This window comes from Arthrobacter sp. B2060 (assembly GCF_059090445.1).
In genome coordinates, this window is the sequence record NZ_JBNHFR010000009.1 from 93,360 (window position 1) to 109,478 (window position 16,119).

General features: G+C 65.0%; 12 protein-coding genes. 6 read left to right on the plus strand and 6 right to left on the minus strand.

The features are described from left to right. Positions 1-171: 171 nt before the first annotated feature. The 3 genes from AC5RUM_RS15745 to AC5RUM_RS15755 form a co-directional block, all read right to left on the minus strand. Positions 172-1,314: an amidohydrolase family protein gene (locus tag AC5RUM_RS15745; RefSeq protein ID WP_494035806.1), complete on the minus strand. Its 1,143-nt coding sequence runs from the start codon at positions 1,312-1,314 to the stop codon at positions 172-174. Beyond that, complete coding sequence (locus tag AC5RUM_RS15750; protein WP_494035807.1) at positions 1,314-2,678, minus strand: type I glutamate--ammonia ligase; 1,365 nt, start codon at positions 2,676-2,678, stop codon at positions 1,314-1,316. Before AC5RUM_RS15750 ends, AC5RUM_RS15745 begins: the two co-directional genes overlap by 1 nt. 110 nt (positions 2,679-2,788) lie before the next feature. Further along, complete coding sequence (locus tag AC5RUM_RS15755; protein ID WP_494035808.1) at positions 2,789-3,049, minus strand: GlsB/YeaQ/YmgE family stress response membrane protein; 261 nt, start codon at positions 3,047-3,049, stop codon at positions 2,789-2,791. 226 nt (positions 3,050-3,275) lie between these two features. On the opposite strand from AC5RUM_RS15755, the gene AC5RUM_RS15760 reads away from it, so the two are divergent. From AC5RUM_RS15760 to AC5RUM_RS15775, 4 genes are all read left to right on the plus strand, one after another. Beyond that, positions 3,276-4,115: a DUF2382 domain-containing protein gene (locus AC5RUM_RS15760; protein ID WP_494035809.1), complete on the plus strand. Its 840-nt coding sequence runs from the start codon at positions 3,276-3,278 to the stop codon at positions 4,113-4,115. A 178-nt stretch (positions 4,116-4,293) separates the two neighbouring features. Then, positions 4,294-5,244, plus strand: coding sequence for a manganese catalase family protein (locus AC5RUM_RS15765; protein WP_494035810.1), 951 nt, complete (start codon positions 4,294-4,296; stop codon positions 5,242-5,244). Positions 5,245-5,484: 240 nt separating this feature from the next. Beyond that, positions 5,485-7,089: a sensor histidine kinase gene (locus AC5RUM_RS15770; protein ID WP_494035900.1), complete on the plus strand. Its 1,605-nt coding sequence runs from the start codon at positions 5,485-5,487 to the stop codon at positions 7,087-7,089. Continuing rightward, the gene (locus AC5RUM_RS15775; protein WP_494035811.1) at positions 7,086-7,754 is read left to right on the plus strand and encodes a response regulator; all 669 of its coding nucleotides are present in this window, start codon (positions 7,086-7,088) and stop codon (positions 7,752-7,754) included. Before AC5RUM_RS15770 ends, AC5RUM_RS15775 begins: the two co-directional genes overlap by 4 nt. Positions 7,755-7,760: 6 nt before the next feature. Here AC5RUM_RS15775 and AC5RUM_RS15780 read toward each other — a convergent pair whose 3' ends face one another. Beyond that, on the minus strand, positions 7,761-8,348 hold the full coding sequence (locus AC5RUM_RS15780; protein ID WP_494035812.1) for an adenylate kinase: 588 nt from the start codon (positions 8,346-8,348) through the stop codon (positions 7,761-7,763). 373 nt (positions 8,349-8,721) lie between these two features. On the opposite strand from AC5RUM_RS15780, the gene AC5RUM_RS15785 reads away from it, so the two are divergent. Next, a complete protein-coding gene (locus tag AC5RUM_RS15785; RefSeq protein WP_494035813.1) occupies positions 8,722-9,150 on the plus strand; it encodes a hypothetical protein in 429 nt (142 codons plus the stop codon). A gap of 1 nt (position 9,151) precedes the next feature. On the opposite strand, the gene AC5RUM_RS15790 is transcribed toward AC5RUM_RS15785, so the two are convergent. Continuing rightward, positions 9,152-12,544 (minus strand): DEAD/DEAH box helicase, encoded by a 3,393-nt coding sequence (locus AC5RUM_RS15790; RefSeq protein ID WP_494035814.1) that lies wholly within the window; start codon positions 12,542-12,544, stop codon positions 9,152-9,154. Between the two features lie 175 nt (positions 12,545-12,719). On the opposite strand from AC5RUM_RS15790, the gene AC5RUM_RS15795 reads away from it, so the two are divergent. Then, a complete protein-coding gene (locus AC5RUM_RS15795; protein WP_494035815.1) occupies positions 12,720-13,586 on the plus strand; it encodes a DMP19 family protein in 867 nt (288 codons plus the stop codon). Positions 13,587-13,688: 102 nt separating this feature from the next. Here AC5RUM_RS15795 and treS read toward each other — a convergent pair whose 3' ends face one another. Beyond that, on the minus strand, positions 13,689-15,983 hold the full coding sequence (treS, locus tag AC5RUM_RS15800) for a maltose alpha-D-glucosyltransferase (protein ID WP_494035816.1): 2,295 nt from the start codon (positions 15,981-15,983) through the stop codon (positions 13,689-13,691). Between the last annotated feature and the right edge of the window lie 136 nt (positions 15,984-16,119).

Here is a 16,119-nt window from a genome sequence, read left to right on the forward strand (position 1 = left end):
GTTCCTCTTCTCGTTGATCCGATTGTTCGGTGTTCTCCGATGCTAGGACGAAAGTGATACGAATCACTCTTGTGTAAGCAGAAAAAGTTAAGTTCATTGCGTTCACGTTTCTGCAGTCCAACGAAGGGCGGCAGCGGGGTCGGGCCGGTGCCTCGGGGGAGGGTCGGCTCCTCAGGGGAGCGCGTACACACGGCGCGCATTCTCGTGTGCGATGAGTCGCACGATCCTGCGGGCGTCCGCCTCTGACCAGTCGTCGTCGTCGATCCATGTGCCGACAACCTTGGTGACTGCGTTGCGCCACAGCCTCGCTCCGAGGTAGTGAAGTTCGGCCGGGCCGAAAGCGTCGGAGGAGTAAAGGATTTTGGTGAACGGAGCCAGTTCGAGTGAGCGGGACACCAGGTCCCGGCTCCGTGACCCAGTGAAGTTCACGGCAAGGCCCACGTCGATGTAGACGTTTTCAAAGGCGTGGGCCAAATAGCCGGCCTCACGCTCGAACGGATAGCAGTGGAGCAGCATGATCGGTGTGTCCCGGACTTCTGTGGACCTGAGGAAGTCCAGGAGGTACAGGGGATTGGTTTTGTGGAGGTCCAGGTCGCGGTCGCCGAATCCGACGTGGAATTGCAGGGGAAGCTTCATCGACACCGCGGCATGGATCCCATGGGCGATGAGTGTCATGTCCGTGAGCTTCGCAGTCGTTCCGGCGCCCAGGTTCTCCTGCCAGCGGCGGGCTGCTTCAGTGACCGCAGCCGGGGTCGGTCTGCTCAGATTCTGGTCGAATCCTGCGCGGTAGGCGAGGACTGTTTTGAAGCCCACGGCGCTGAGGGTGAGGTTTTGCAGCCGCTGACCGAACTCTTCGGCGTAGTCTGCCGGGTTGGCAATCTTCTGGATCAGCTGCTCAGCGACAACTTCCAGTCGAACGATCTCGTGGGTTCGCCCACCGGAGACGTCGGCCATGGCCGCCAGGCCGAGGTAGTCGGCGCTATCCAATCCTGTGTCGATCAGCCAGTCGCTCACTCCGGCAGCGCGGGTCATGCGCCGGCTGACCTCGAGTTCTGAAAGCTCGGAGCGCCTGCGCCAGTATTCCGCCGCTGAGGCGTGCCGCGGTAAATCAAGAATGCCGCTGCACCAGCGCCGGATGGCGAGCCCGACCTGTGTGTTGTAGGTGTCCCCTGGGTTGATCAGGAGTTCGGTGTTCCCCTCGTTGAGTGAGTTCTGAAAGCGTGACTCGCCGCCGTCGGTATGAAACGCGCCATGCACGTGGTGATCGATAAGGCTGACTTGTTCCACGAAGTCCGGGAAGGCATTGCCCGCCATCAGATCGACCAGGCCAGCCGAAAGCGCTCGGCAAGCTCGTCAGACGAAAGTTCCGCGGAGGTCCGCTGTTCGTAACGCCGGACGGCCACCGTGGCGTCGACGATGGCGTCTCCGAGCAGCGTACGTGCGAGACGTGACTTGTCCAGTGTGTCGATGATGGCGGCGGGGGAGTCGGAGAGCAGGCGGACGTTGGCCCGCTGCCGTTCGTCTTCCGAAAGCCTTCCCGGGTCACCCGGGATCTCTGCCGGAAGTTGGCACCCGCTGCGAATGCCGTCAAGGGCGAGTGCAAGGATGGCTGCGGAGGCGACGTACACGTTTGCCGACGGGTCGACGATTTTCACCTCGACGTTGGCTCCGTGCGGGTTGCTCTGGCCCTCGTTCAGAAAGCGCACCGAGGCTTCCCGGTTTTCCAGACCCCAGCATAGGTAGGCGCCCGACCACGTGCCGGGTGCCAACCGGCTTCCGGACAAAATGGATCCAGTGAGGAAACCCTGGACCTCGGGGAGTCCTGCGATGATTCCTCCGATGGCCGAGCCTCCCTCGCCGGAGATGCCGTGCGGTCCGCTGCCGCCGGAGAACAACGGCAGGCCGTTCTTATGGAGCGAAAAGTGCTGGTGAGCACCGTTTCCGACGGTGCCGGGAAAGGGTGAGGGGGAGAAGGACGCCTGCATGCTGTGGGCCCTGGCGGCGATGCCAACGATGATCCTGGCAAGGACCACGGTGTCCGCGGCCTGAACGGGCGGGGCAGGGGGAAGGGAAATCTCGAACTGGTTTCTGCCGTACTCGGCGTGGACCTGCTCCACGGGAATGCCGGCCTGGTTCATGGCTGTCAGCAGGTCATCGAGGAATTCCGACCGGTCCAGAAGGCCGGTTGCCCCATACGGAACCCAGTGAGTGCTTTGCAGTGCTGAGCCATCCGGGGAGATGAGGAAGAATTCAAGCTCGTGGCCCACGAATGCCTGGTATCCGGCTGCATCGAGACGGCCGTCGACGTCGGCCAGAAGGCCGCGCGCGCAGGCCGGAGAGGGGGCTCCGTCCTGTTCGAACAGGCTGGCCGGTGCCCATGCCCGGCCGCCCTGCAGGACGCGGAGTCCCGCAACATCGATCTTGAGGCGCATATCGCCAACGGTGGTGATGCTGTCCGTGAACGCTATCCCGCCGTCAATCGTGAAGACATGCCAGACAGGGGCAGCACCCATTCCGGCTTGCTGGAAGGTTCCCAGCCTGGCCAACGGGACGCTCTTGGCCAGTGTGATGCCCGCAGCGTTCACCATCGTGCCGATCACACTGCGGACGCCGGCCGCCTGGAGTTCGCGCTGGGCCCTGGCTGCGGCGGATTCGTCGGCCGATGTGAGGTGAGTCATGCGCCTATCATGCGGCCCGTCCCTGTCCAAGGAAAGGTTTGGGAATGTGCCGAATTTTGGCTGACGACGCATCGACCAGCCACGGCGTGAACCGCTCTACCCCGACAGGATCAGCGCGTAACCCTCCGCCTCCCGGCCAGGCTTTCGGCGATACCGATCAGCAGAACCGCGGCTATTACGGCAACGATGAAGCCCAGGACGTTTAGCTCGAAGATGTTTCCCGTGCCCAGCAGGCTCGCGATGACGCCCCCAATAACAGAGCCCGCAAGTCCCAGCAACAAGGTGGCGAGCAGCCCCAGGTTCTGCTTCCCGGGCTTGATCAGGCGCGCCAGGGCGCCAATAACGAGTCCTGCGATGATGAATCCAATCATGGCCAATGCTCCTTACCTCGGGTCGAAACCACTCCATTAGAACAGTAAGCAGGATTACTACTAGATAGTACGCGGGCTTGCTGGCTGCCGCGCGCTAGGAAAACCGGCCGGCCGGGAAAATACTAAGTATGCTTGCCAAATAGTTACTAAGCATGCTTATGGTAGTGCAGCGCCATGTCCTGCAGGGAGGCATTGCTACCCCAAATACCCCATCCAAGGAGACATTATGCTCGCCAAGGAACACATCGACGATCTGCTCAACCGCAATGGAAACGTCCTGACCGCCGAGGGCGACAAGATCGGATCCGTTGGCCAGGTCTACGCGGACGACGCCGACGGCCAGCCCACGTGGGTCACGGTCAAGACGGGCCTTTTTGGGACGTCCGAATCCTTCGTCCCGCTCGAAGGTGCCCGTCTCGAAGGCGATGACGTCGTGGTCCCGTACACCAAGGACCAGGTCAAGGACGCACCCAGGGTGGACACCCACGGCCACCTGGAACCCTCAGAGGAGGACCGTCTTTACGACCACTACGGTCTCGCCGGCGCCGGCCAGGCCTACACCGATACGGCCGCTGGCCGGGATGGCGACTTTGACCGGACGCAGAGGGACAGCGGGTTCGCTGCCACCGGCGGTTTCAGTGCCGCTGATGCAAACGACACCGTGGGCCGTGACACGTCGGGACCGACCACGGATGACGCCATGACGCGGTCCGAGGAGCGCCTGAACGTCGGCACCGAGAAGCAGGCGACGGGACGGGCGCGGCTGCGGAAGTACGTCACCACCGAGAACGTCACCCAGACCGTCCCGGTGCAGCGTGAAGAAGTGCGGATCGAACGTGAACCCATCACGGACGCCAACCGCGCGGCGGCCCTGTCCGGGCCGGACCTCAGCGACGAGGAACACGAGGTAACCCTCCATGAGGAGCGGCCCGTCGTGGACAAGGAGACCGTCCCGGTCGAACGGGTCCGCCTCGATACCGAAACCGTCACTGACGAGGTGACGGTCGATGAGGAAATCCGCAAGGAACGTATTGAAGCCGACCGTGTAGACGACGCCCGCCGGTAATGGTGTGACAAGTGGAGGTAAGGGCCAGGGCATTGCCCTGGCCCTTACCTATCGGCCCCGGCCTTTGGGTGGCCGGGTCACAAGCCCAACAGCGGCCCTGCCGCCTCCAGCGGCTTCATCAACAGATCGAACCAGCACAGTTCAGCAGAGTCATCAGATCCAAAGTGAGGAATTGACCATGTATCTGCACACACAGCTTCTGATCAACGAAATTGCCGCCGACGAGCCCGATCCCGCCGCCGCGAACGCCCTGCAGGAGGGCCTCGGCGGGCAGTTCGGCGAGATGCGCACCATGATGCAGTACCTGTTCCAGAGCATGAACTTCCGCGGCGACGCAGCCGCTAAGCCCTACAAGGACCTTCTTCAGGGTGTGGGCACTGAAGAGATCAGCCATGTGGAGCTTATCGGAACGACGATTTCACAGCTCTTGGACGGCTCGCCGCGGTATCAGGGCAAGAAATCCGATCCTGTGGATGAGCCGGGTGCAAAGGGAGCCACCCCACTGAAAATCGCGTTGGATACCAGCAACATCCATCATTACCTTGTGGGTGCCCAAGGTGCCCTGCCCGTGGACGCTGCCGGCAACCCGTGGAGCGGATCGTACGTGTACAACAGCGGCAACCTCGTCCTGGACTTGCTCTACAACCTGATGCTGGAGTCCACAGGACGGCTGCAGAAATGCCGGATCTACGAGATGACGGAGAACAAGACAGCGCGCTCCACCATCGCGTACCTGATCGTCCGAGACCAGGCTCATGAGAACGCCTTTGCGAAGGCGCTTGAGAGCCTCGGGGTGAACTGGGGCAAGGTCCTGCCCATCCCCAAAACCAACGCAGAACAGTTTCCGGAGGTGAAGAAGTTGCTCGACAAGGGGCTCCAGAGCATCCAGTACACGTTCAGCGCAGACAATCTCAGCGAAGCGGGGAAGCTCTACCGTGGGGCTTCACCATCCAATGATGGAACCGAGCTGAGCACCGACATCGTGCCTGAGGGCTTCCCCATGGCTGTCTCGCCGGAACGCCGTGAAGAGTTCGCGCCAGGGCTGGATCCGGAACTGCTCGCACTCATTCAGGCCACAGCGGAAGCTGAGCTCGTGGACGCGGACAACCCGAAAGTAGCCAAGGGGTAGGGGCGCCTGACCGGTTCCCGGGAAGAGGCAGCCTGGAGCGGAGAGGCAGGATGGTCGGGGAGTTCCTGCTGGCTGTCCGCCCGCCACTGGCCTCTCCGGAAGGCTTTGAAGCCGCGGAATCAGCTGCTGCAGGTGCGGTATAGTTCACCCCACCGCCTTGGAAACAGCGCGGAATCGCGGGGCGGGGGACCCGCCCACTGACCCACGGAAAGACAGCAGCGCATGACTCGACGGCGAGGGGTGTCCCTGGCGGGGCAGTATCTGCGCCTTCAGCTGCTGATAGTGCTCGCCGTGCTGGTGGCGGTGGTGGCGATTTCCCTGGCGCAGTCCGCAGCCTCCTTCGAACGGATCGAAGGACGCCGGGCGCTGTCGGCTGCCGAGACGCTTGCCGCCAACCCCACGGTCCGCGGCCTGCTGGAAACTGCCCAGCCGGGAAGCGGCTCTGCCCTTCCTTCCGTCGCCGAAACGGTGCGCACCATCTCGGGGTCCGCGCATGTTGCCCTTGCCCGCGCGGACGGGACAGTGGTGACGTCCTCGGACCCGTCGCAGCAGGGCCGCCAGATGGAGCTCGGCGACAGCGTGGTGATGGCCGGGAGGGCATGGACCGGGCTGGTGGGCAACGGGGGATCGCAAGCGCTTTCCGCCCACGTCCCCGTGCTGAACGATAAAGGCAAGATGGTGGGAATCGCCGCCGTCGGCAGGAACTTTCCGTCCGTGACGGAGCGGCTCGGGGATGCGGTGCCGAACCTGCTGACGTATCTGGGAGTTGCCAGCGTCCTCGGCGTGGCGGGGTCGCTGCTGCTGGCGCGGCGCGTCAAGCGCCAGACCCTGGGCATGGAGCCGGATGAGATCACCGGCCTCGTCGAAAACCGGGAGGCAATGCTCCACGGACTCAAGGAGGGCGTGGTGGCGCTGGACCCGGAACAGCGGATTACCGTGGCCAATGACAGCGCCCGGCGGCTGCTGGGACTGCCGGATGACTGTGTGGGGAAGGACCTCGCCAGCCTCGAGGTGGAGCCGTCGCTGAAGGAGGTGCTCACCGAGGACCAGCCCGTTGCCGACAGGCTGGTCCTTGTGGGGGAGAGCCTGGTGGTCCTGAACCGGGTGCCCATCCGGTCCCGCGGGCGCGTCATCGGGTCCGTGACCACGCTGCGCGACCGCACGGAGCTCGCTTCCCTGGAGCGTGAGCTCGGGACGACCCGGACGGCCACGGACACCCTTCGCGCACAGGCGCACGAATTCGCGAACCAGCTCCACACGATTTCCGGCCTGATCCAGATCGGCGAGTATGACGCCGTCGTGCAGTTCGTCAACGGCGCCACCTCCAACCGCACGCGCCTCAACGACGAGGTGACCAGCAGGATCGCGGACCCGGCGCTGGCCGCGCTGCTTATTGCCAAGTCGAGCCTTGCGGCCGAGCGCGGCGTGTCGCTGGAACTCGCGCCGGAGTCCCGGCTGGACCGCGTGGATGAGGAGCTGTCCCGGGACCTGACGACGGTGGTGGGGAACCTCGTGGACAACGCCCTCGACGCCGTCACCAACATGGCCGGCGCCGAGGTGGAGGTGCTGATCGAGGACGCCGACGGCGGCATCACCGTGGTGGTGCATGATAGCGGGCCAGGGGTCCCGGCAAAGGTCATGGACGACATCTTCCGGCAGGGCTTCAGTACCAAGACGACGTCCGAGGGCGGGCGGGGGTACGGCCTGGCCTTGGCACGCGTGGTGTGCCAGCGCCATGGCGGCCGCCTGACGGTGCACAATGACGCCGGGGCAGTGTTCACGGCGGAACTGTTCCGCGCGGGACCGGCGGGAAGAGTCAAGCCAGGCAAAGCGAGGCGGCCATGATCAACGTTCTGATTGTCGATGACGACTTTATGGTGGCCAAGGTGCACGCCGGTTTCATCCAGCGCACGCCCGGCTTTCAGGTAGTGGGGGTGGCCCACACCGGCGCCCAGGCGGTGCTGGAGACCCAGCGGCTCCAGCCGGACCTGGTCCTGCTGGATATCCACCTGCCCGACATCAACGGCCTCGACCTGATGCACCGGCTGCGGGAAGTGGCGCCGGAGCTGGACGTGCTGGTGATCAGCGCGGCCAGGGAAGTCGAAACCGTCCGCCGGGCGCTCCGCGGCGGGATTGTTCATTATCTGATCAAGCCGTTTTCCCAGACAGACCTGCAGGAGCGCCTGGAGCACTACCGGAACACCTACCAGAGCCTGGATTCCTCCAAGGACGTCGCCGAGCAGGCCGACGTCAACCGGGTCTTCGGACTGGAACGCGGGGAGCGTCCGCTGCCCAAGGGCTGCAGCGCGGAGACCCTGCAGGTGGTGGAGCGGGCACTGCGCGAGGCCTCGGGCGATGTCTCCGCTGCTGAGCTGGCCGGCTTGGTGGGCACGTCGCGTGTGAGCGCGCGGCGCTACCTTGAGTACCTCAATGACGAGGGGATGGTGGAAGTCACCCTGAAGTACGGCGTCGGACGCCCCGAGCGGCGGTACGAATGGAAGGCGGGGTAAGGGGGCTCAGGTGGCCGTCCGTGCCGTGACGGTTTCGATCCCCTTCCGCGCGCTGGCGGTGACCTGGTCGATGTCGGCGGCCCCGTCGACGCGGCACACTATGCCGCGTTCGGCATAGTGTGCGATGACGGGTTCGGTTTCTTCGCGGTAGAGCCGCAGGCGGTGGCGGATGACGTCCTCGGTGTCATCGGTTCGTCCTTCAATGCCGGCGCGGAGCAGCAGCCGCCGGACGATCTCCTCGTCACCGACCGTGACTTCCAGAACGGCCTCCAGTGCATTTCCCGTGCCCTTCAGGATGGCGTCCAGGTCATGCATCTGGGCAACGTTGCGCGGATAGCCGTCAAGGAGGAATCCGTTCGAGACGTCCTGCCGGGACAGCCGCTCGCGGACCATGGCGGTGGTGACATCGTCCGGGACGAGGTTGCCGGAGTCCAAGTACTTTTCCGCCTGGATCCCCAAGGGAGTGTGGGCGGCCAGGTGGGTCCGGAACATGTCGCCCGTGGAGATCTCCACGATGCCCAGCTGTTCACTGAGGCGGTGTGCCTGGGTGCCTTTGCCCGAGCCCGGAGGGCCGATGATCAGCAGTCTCGTCATGCGTCTTGTCCGTTCTGCGCGATGTGATGAGAGGCGTGATGCAGCGGGGTGGTTTCACGGGACTGCCACTCGGTTCCGCCGGATTTCCGGCCGCAAGTTTGTCCGATTCTACCGGCGTGGGCCCGGCCAGGCGAGGCCCGCAGGCTCGGCTGCCCTACCTGGCCAGCCCGCGTACTGCCGGAAGATTCCGGGTAGTTCCCGCACTAAAAACGGGTAGTCGCCTCGCGTGACGCCAGGCCGGGGCGCGCCGTTGAATGGGTTGTCACAGGGCAGGAGTCAACATCAGCGGGGGGAACAGGATGATATTTTCGCGGAAGCCGGCCACACACCGGCACAGATCCGGGACGGCACACATAGCGCGCCGGGGCAGGCCATGAGCTCCGGGCTGGCCTCGGCCGTTCAGTTCGCCGGCTCACTGCCGGGCTCGATCGTGCTGACGCTGGGCCAGACCCTGGTGGTCGTGTGCGCCTGTTCCGACATGGTCCGCATGATGTCCGTGCCGCGCTCCCACGGACGGTACGTGGCCAACACGGTTTTCCGGACGCTCGCGCCGCTGGCGGTTCTGACCATGGCCCTCCGGGTGCTGCTCGATGCGGCCTCCGGCGTCTGGCCGAACGTAACCGCCGGGATGTTCGTGCTGGTGGTTCTGACCTACCGGTGGCGCACCGACACCGACGAGGACAGCTGGTGGAAGGGCAAAGGCAAGGCGCTGGGCAAATGGCTCCGGAAGCAGGCCGGCTCACGGACCCTGGTTGCCCCGGCTGCCGGCCTGGCACGCGTCGCCCTGCCCGTCAGTCGCTAAGTCAGTCGTTAAAGAGCCCGGCCAGGTCCTCGGCCGTCAGCGCGCCGCCGGAGAGCGCGTCGCCCTCCATCACGTCGGCGAACAGCTGCGACTTCTTCGCCTTGAGCGCCATGACCTTTTCCTCGATGGTGTCCTTGGCCACCAGCCGGTACACCATGACGTTCCTGGCCTGGCCGATGCGGTGTGTGCGGTCCACGGCCTGTGCCTCCGACGCCGGGTTCCACCAGGGGTCCAGCAGGAACACGTAGTCGGCTTCGGTGAGGTTCAGGCCGAAGCCGCCGGCTTTGAGGCTGATCAGGAACACCGGGGCCGCGCCGTTCTTGAACTCGTTCACCACATCCGTGCGGTTCCGGGTGCCGCCGTCGAGATAGCAGAACTCGATGTTCTCTTCGATGAGGCGCTCGCGGACCTTCCCGAGGAAGCCCGTGAACTGGCTGAAGATCAGGGCGCGGTGACCTTCGGCCACCAGGTCCTCGAGCTGTTCGAAGAGCACGTCCAGCTTGCTGGACCGCACTCCCGACAGTGAGGCATCCACGAGTGACGCGTCCAGGCTCAGCTGCCTCAGCAGTGTCAGCGACTGGAAGATCGTGAAGCGGTTCTTGTTCACATCGTCGATCAGGCCCAGGATTTTCTGCCGCTCGCGCTGCAGGTGCGTCTGGTACACCTTCTGGTGCCGCGGGTTGAGGACCACCTCCAGGATCTGCTCCTGCTTGGGCGGCAGGTCCTTGATGACCTGCTCTTTGGTGCGGCGCATCATGAGCGGACGGACCCGACGGCGGAGCTTGTCCAGCTGCCCCTTGTCGCCGTTTTTCTCCACGGGCTTCTGGTAATACTCGGCGAACCGCGAGGGGCTCGCGAACAGCCCGGGAGCCACAATCGAGGTCAGCGCCCAGAACTCCATGAGATTGTTCTCCAGCGGTGTGCCGGTGATGGCCAGCTTGAATGCCGCCGGAAGCTTGCGGGCGCACTGGTAGGCCTTGGACTGGTGGTTCTTCACAAACTGGGCCTCGTCCAGGACCAGTCCGGACCACCGCCGCCCCGCGTAAGCCTCGTAGTCGATCCGGAACAGGGCGTAGGACGTAATGACAATGTCCGCCCCGGCCATGGCCTCGGCCGGGTCAGCCCCGCTCTTGGCAAACGTCTCGCCGATCGCGCGCACCGTGAGCCCCGGCGCGAAGCGCCCGGCCTCCGCCTGCCAGTTGCCCACGACGCTCGTGGGAGCCACTACCAAAAAGGGCGCACCGCCGTCGGACGGGCTGTCTTCATGCTCCTTCGCGGCGCACATCAGGGCCAGCGCCTGCACGGTCTTGCCGAGCCCCATGTCGTCGGCCAGCACACCGCCGAGCCTTTGCCGGTACAGGAAGCTCAGCCAGTTGTAGCCCTCCAGCTGGTACGGGCGCAGCTCGGCGTTCAAGGTGGGAGGGAGCGGCAGGCCCCGGATGTCGCCCTCCAGCAGACCGCCCACGGACTGGCGCCAGGCGGCGGCCTGTTCATCGACGATCCCCAGCTGCGCCAGCTCGTCCCACAGCCCGGCCTGGAAACGGCTGATCTGCAGCGTGCCGTCCTTGTTGTCCGGGTTGTCTTGAAGGGAGCGGGCTTCGTCAATCAGCGCCCGCAGCTGGTGCAGCTCCGGCAGGTCCAGCGAGAAGTAGGCGCCACTGGGCAGCAGCATGCGCGTCTGTCCGGCGGCGAGCGCAGAAAACAGCGCGGCGAAGGACACGGGCTGGCCTTCCAGGGTGATCACGATGCCCAGGTCGAACCAGTCGCGCTGGTCCGTTGCCTTGGTGGAGATCGCCACCACCGGGGCTTCCTCGGCCTCGCGGTAGTCGGCCATGTCGCCCGATGTTTCCACGGACACCTCGGGGGTGTCCCGCAACCGGGGGAGGACCTCCTCCGTGAACGCCAGGGTGTCCAGACCGCTGAGTTCTGCCGTCGCAGCGAGCCGCGGCGTACCCCAGCCGCCGGTGGCGGACTCACCCAGCTTCGGCACCACATCCCACGGTTGGCCGAGCGATTCCAGGATCCGGGCCTCGGCGGCGTCGTCGCGGTAGCCATGGTCGCCGGGATGGCGCCACAGCGGCTGCGCAGTGACGAGGTTTCCGGATGTGTAGTGCCATTCCCAATGCAGCCGGACCCGGTGGTCGGCGCCGTAGTTTGCCAGCAGGGACAGGGTGGGCACGGCCAATTCGGGCAGTTCCACCGACTCGTCCGATGCCGTGACCCGTGCCGCCTGCTTGAGCTTGGGATAGAAGCCCGTGAGGAAGCGGCTCTCATCCCGCGCCGGGATTTGGAGGGTGCTGCCTGCCGTCACGAACGTCAGGAGCTCCTCACTGAGCCCGCTTTCCAGCGGGGCGAGGGTGATGGCGGTGTCCCCGGCGGCGCCGGGAAGCGCACCCCCGCCGGACGTGACAAAAATGCCGTGCGCCGGACGGCCGATGGTGCCTACCGCCGCGGGATCCGCCTCGACCCCCTCAACGGTGATGGTGGGGGCAAGCTCCAGCCCGCCGTCGTCGGACGCCGGGCTGCCGTAGCGGCTCAGATTAAGGCCGACGGCGGCGGGCGCCTCAACGACCCTGACGGGCTCCTGCCCGCGGCTGTGGACCAGGGCAACACCGATCTTCTTGGCTTCGTCCAGCAGGCTCCACAGGTTCTTGCCGGCGAACGTATTCATCCCCAGCCACAGGGCGGCCGACGAGTGCACCCGGCTGGCCGCCGAGGTGTGGGCGGCGAGGAAGGACTGCATCCATTCCACGTGGGCCTCGTTGCATTCCCGCTTGAAATTCAGGTAGCTGAGCGTGTTCCACGAGACGTCGCCGCGGATCCACTTGCCCTTGGCACCCATGATCACCGGGCGGGCCTTGAGTTGCCGGACGCTGCGCAACGGGTCCCGGCGGCCGGTGTAGGAGAAGTGCGGGGCCGGCTCCTCCACCTCGAACTGGAGCGCCAGCGGGATGCCGCCCGCGGACGGCGTGATGCCGGGCTGCGAAATCAGCGGGCTGAGGGCCTGTTCCCAGTCTGCGAGTTTGGGCGCGGTCTCCTCCCTGGAGAGCCGGGAAATGTCCGCCGGTGCCAGCAGCTTCACCCTGATGGCCGGATTGTCCTCGGCGGCGAAGAGCAGGGCAGCCACATGCTTGCAGTCCTTGCGGACCGGGCAACTGCAGACGCCGACGGTACAGCTCCAGCCTCCTCCTCGCCGGACCAGTTTGGCGGTTGTTGAGTACGGTGCGTCGGCGCCGCCGCGCACCTTGCCCAGCATCAGGCCGGTGGCGGCGTCGAACGAAATCCCGGCGACGCGGCTGCCCATGGCATAGGCGAGTCCGGCCGCGAGGGAGCGGTCGTTGATCGCCGGGGTCTGGATTGCCAGTGCCGCACTCTCGTCCGGTTTGGATGGCATGGTGCGCGCTACTTTCGGCAGGTCAAAATTCTGCAGGTTATCTGATCCATCTTAGTCAGCCGGGAGAGGCCCCGAAACTTCGCCTGCCGTTCACCTGCGCCTCAACCCGCGGCAGGCGGCGGCGCGTACGTTGAAACTGTTCCGAGCAACACCGGCTTCTGCAGTGAGGATCCCCATGACTTCCAACGAGTACCCCGTCGTATTGATGCTTGAAAGCGCCGACGCCACGAACGACGAGGTGGTTGACGCCAACGTCGCCGTGGTCAATGCCATGTTCCGGGAGCTGCTCAATGCCGGCGAAATCGCCCCCAACGCCCTGCGCAGCTACTTTGTGGACTTTTACGTCACTCAGGCGCTGGGCGGCGGATTCGCGCAGTACGTTTTCACGGCCGCGGACCGCGACGAGCTGGACACGTACATCCGCGAGGGTCTCCAGGCCATGGGCGCCACCGCCCACCTGGCCCTGTTCGACCGCACGGCCGAGGCCTTCGACGCCCTCTCCGAGGAGGAAGCGGAGATCTACCTCGACGGCGAATGGGACGCAGAGACGGACGGTGAACTGCCGGACGCTGTCCAGGCCCTCGAGGACCTCGACGCCGAGTTCGAGGCGCTGCTCGAAACCGAGGACATCACCGGGCTGAACGCCGCGTGGCTCCGCGGACAGGAGGGCCTGCTGGTCCTGGTGGGGGAGGAGCTCGCCGCCCACATCGCCTCGCGCGTGGCGCGGGTTCCAGACCTTGAAGAGCGACGGGCCGAAGCCGAGCAGGCGGCTCTCGAGACCGCACCCGAGTTTGAACTGATCATCCGCGAACTGTGCGACATCGCGGGGTACACGCTTCAGAAGATCACCATGGGCGACCCCAACTTCGAGCACAACGGCGAGACCGTCCTGGCGTGGCAGTTCAGCACGGACCACGGCGACTTCCTCATGATCGAGGACGACGACGAGGCCTTCATGATCCACCCGGAGACCAGGGAAATTGTCGCGGCCGTGGAGTTCGAGGACGCTGACGAGGCGCTTGTGGACGCACGGCACATCTAGCTCGGGCCTGGCACCGGCACGGGCGCGCCATTTCGATGGTTCCCTGCGCACTCGATGCTTCGCAGCGGCGAGCGTGCAGGGAACCGTCGAATCGGAGCTTAGCTAGGCCTCGTCCCCGGCGTCCTCTTCCTTCAGCAGCAGGGCTGTGCCCTGATAGGCGGGCAGTTCGAGGAAGAAACTGTGCAGGTCATCGACGTGCCCGACAGTCTCGCCGCTGAACAGATCGTGCACGGCGGCGCCGGGCGGCAGGTGCGCGGACTGGATGCTGCCGGCGATGTCCTGGCCGGAGAAGTTGAGCACAGTGACCTGCAGCGTCCCGTCCCCCAGCTGGTTGACCATCACGAGCAGTCCGCGGTGGGAAACGTCCGGCACATCCAACAAAGTGGCGGTGGCTATGCCGCTCTCCTCCCGCACGGCCAGGATCCGCTGGAGCCGACGCGCAAAGGAAGCGGGATTTTGGAGCTGCTCGGGGAGCGGCCCGTACAGGCTGCGGGCGCGTGGCATACCCGCCGAGGAGGTCTCCGCATCCGGGCTGGTGCCCATGATGTCGTGGGCTCCGCGGTTGATCCAGCGCGTGTCACCTTGGGAGGTGAGCTCGTGGACATGCTTGCGGTCGAGGGCCGATATGCCGGCGAGGTCCCACCCGGAAAGGGCGAAAACTCCGGGTTGCAGGGCGTTGTACATCGACAGCAGGATGTGGGCATCAAGTACCTGTGCCTCCTGCTCGCGGGTTATCGCTTCAGGGTCCTGGATGCCGAGCGCGGCCATGATGAAGCTCACCGTTGTGCAGGCGATGCCGTTGGTCGTGAACACGGCGTTGTACGGCGCGTTCTCCCCGGTCAGACGCTCCCTCATGGTTTGTTGCACCTGTTCGGCGAGCTGGGCCCCGGTGAGTTCCTGGCCGTTGAACTCGAACACCTCATCCCTGTGTCCGGAGGCGAAGTGCATCAGTTCATAGGTGAGTTCGTCGTGGTTCTGCAGGGCGTGGACCAGCGAGGCCTGGTCGACTCCGATTTCCATCGACAGGCGGAGCGTCAGCCGCAACAGCTCGGTGTCGGCGGTGACCAGCGCGTAGTGATAGGCGGGCCGGGTGATGAAGTCGTAGGAAAGGTCCGGGCCGGACTCGGACGTCGCCTTGATGTCGTCGATTGTCAGGTTCAGCTCCTGGAACGAGAACCCGCCAACCTTTCGGATCATGGATCCAATGAGCTGGTTGGCTGCCTCGGAGAGCGGGTGTCCCTCAGACCAGCCCGGCTGTTCCTCGGCGCTCTTTTCCACCCCCAGGAAGCCGTTGGCATCGAGGCGGAGCGCGCCGGTGCCCAGATCGACCAGTGAATGCAAAGCGTCCCCGACGACGAGGCGCATGCCGGCGAAGGTGGGGTCCAGCCAGTTGATGGACGGCTGGCCCGCCTTGAAGTAGTGAAGGTAGACCCAGCGCCGGGTCTTTCCGGTCGTGTCAACGACCGGCCGCGTTGCGCTCCAGTTGGTCTCCTTGACGCCGGGTTCATAGAAGATGACCCGCTGGAGCCGGCCAATGATGTATCCGGCTTTCTGCAGCGCCTGTTCCGAGTCGGGACTCAGATTGGCTGAATCCTGACCTTCGGGCACGTCCGGCAGCAGGTGCCAGTCCTCCTCGGGAATGTCGATCATGTGATAGATGCCCGGGTAGTCCCGAAAGTTCATTTCGGCAAGGCGGAAGTCCGCTCCTTTGCCGGTGTGGCCCGGAACGATGTCATCGATGACTGTTCCGCCGTGGTCGGCGGCGACGTCGCACATCTGCCGGAATTCGTCCTCCGTTCCAAACACAGGGTCGATCGCCATGCTGATCCGGTCAAAGTGCCCGTCGACGCTGGGAGTCTGGGTCCAGCCACTGATGCCTCCTGCCAGTTTGACCGGGCCGGTATGGAGCGCCCTGATCCCGATCTCCCGAAAGGCTTCCCACATCCCCGGATCACCCAGGGCAGAAAGGAAGGACTGGCCAGGCCGGGTAATGAAGGACAGCGGGTAGGCGGTGAACCATACCGGAGCGCGCTCGACGGCGGCCCGGGGGTTGGGATGCGCGTAGGAGTTCTGCCACATGCTGGCCTGCCCGGAGAGCTGCCGCGCGAGCGTGTTGGCGTCTCCCAGCATGGCCTGGTTCCGCAGCCACTCGACATACGCCGCGTTGCGCCCGTCAAACTCAAGGGACGGCCTGGCAGCCAGGTACTGGCGCCTGCGGGCGATCGGTCTGAGAGCTTTCGGGCGTGCCGGATAAAACTGCTCATCGTAAGTGATGTCCGCCGGCTCGGCAGCAGAATCGGCCGTGGCCGAAACTGTTTCTTCCGCCGGTGTCTCTTCGGCCTCGGCGGCTACGGCCTCCGGTCCTGCGCTTCTCTCGTCGGTACTTGATTTCCGCACTGGATTGCTCCCTTCCACAGGTTCTTCCTCGGTGCCGTGGATGCCTCCAAGACCTTTGCCCAGAGTTCACGTACCCCGGCCCGCCGGGAGTATTCGCGTTTTTATGACCAACGCCACCCTATGTCGGATTGGTCCC

What these genes read in the sequence shown, in the direction of transcription:
- AC5RUM_RS15750 (WP_494035807.1), bottom strand. Translation starts at nt 2,678, where the DNA reads ATGACTCACCTCACATCGGCCGACGAATCCGCCGCAGCCAGGGCCCAG.
- AC5RUM_RS15760 (WP_494035809.1), top strand. Translation starts at nt 3,276, where the DNA reads ATGCTCGCCAAGGAACACATCGACGATCTGCTCAACCGCAATGGAAAC.
- AC5RUM_RS15795 (WP_494035815.1), top strand. Translation starts at nt 12,720, where the DNA reads ATGACTTCCAACGAGTACCCCGTCGTATTGATGCTTGAAAGCGCCGAC.
- AC5RUM_RS15765 (WP_494035810.1), top strand. Translation starts at nt 4,294, where the DNA reads ATGTATCTGCACACACAGCTTCTGATCAACGAAATTGCCGCCGACGAG.
- AC5RUM_RS15790 (WP_494035814.1), bottom strand. Translation starts at nt 12,544, where the DNA reads ATGCCATCCAAACCGGACGAGAGTGCGGCACTGGCAATCCAGACCCCG.
- AC5RUM_RS15745 (WP_494035806.1), bottom strand. Translation starts at nt 1,314, where the DNA reads ATGGCGGGCAATGCCTTCCCGGACTTCGTGGAACAAGTCAGCCTTATC.
- AC5RUM_RS15755 (WP_494035808.1), bottom strand. Translation starts at nt 3,049, where the DNA reads ATGATTGGATTCATCATCGCAGGACTCGTTATTGGCGCCCTGGCGCGC.
- AC5RUM_RS15775 (WP_494035811.1), top strand. Translation starts at nt 7,086, where the DNA reads ATGATCAACGTTCTGATTGTCGATGACGACTTTATGGTGGCCAAGGTG.
- AC5RUM_RS15780 (WP_494035812.1), bottom strand. Translation starts at nt 8,348, where the DNA reads ATGACGAGACTGCTGATCATCGGCCCTCCGGGCTCGGGCAAAGGCACC.
- AC5RUM_RS15785 (WP_494035813.1), top strand. Translation starts at nt 8,722, where the DNA reads ATGAGCTCCGGGCTGGCCTCGGCCGTTCAGTTCGCCGGCTCACTGCCG.